Below are 539 nucleotides of genomic sequence, written 5' to 3' on the forward strand. Positions count from 1 at the left end.
GGCGGCAGACCGCCTTCGTTTTCAAGTTGTTCACGACGAGCCTGCAGCGGCCACCATAAGAGCACCGCAATTAAATATGCGGGCGTTACGCGCTGCTCTTCGGCAATGCGTTTATCGGTGTCTCTAAAGGCTTTCAGCATCATTTGGTAAGGTGCGGCCTGCTCATCGGCTAAATAATCTTTCAGCATTGGGAAGAGCTGTTGAAACAGGCCAAACTCCACCATCATAAGAAAGTTTGCTTCCGCTTTACCCGACATGAACATCTTCAGGAATTCGTCAAATAAACGAGCCGGAGGAATGTTAATCAACAAGGGGGCAAGCTCTTTTAGCGGACCGCTGACCGAGTTATCCATCTGCATATTGAGCTTGGTGGCAAAGCGAACCGCGCGAAGCATTCGTACCGGGTCTTCCCGGTAACGCACTTCCGGATCGCCAATCATGCGTAATATACCGGCATTAATGTCACTAACGCCGTTAGCAAAATCGTAAATTGCGAAATCGGCAATATTGTAATAGAGCGCGTTGGCAGTAAAGTCACG

Annotated in this window: 1 pseudogene; it reads right to left on the bottom strand. The window is 49.4% G+C overall.

What is annotated here, in order from left to right:
- Positions 1-539 (bottom strand): annotated as a pseudogene (locus B3180_RS08135) (polynucleotide adenylyltransferase PcnB); the annotation flags it as partial.

This window comes from Idiomarina sp. UBA4206 (genome assembly GCF_002383015.1).
Classification (GTDB): Bacteria; Pseudomonadota; Gammaproteobacteria; order Enterobacterales; family Alteromonadaceae; genus Idiomarina; species Idiomarina abyssalis.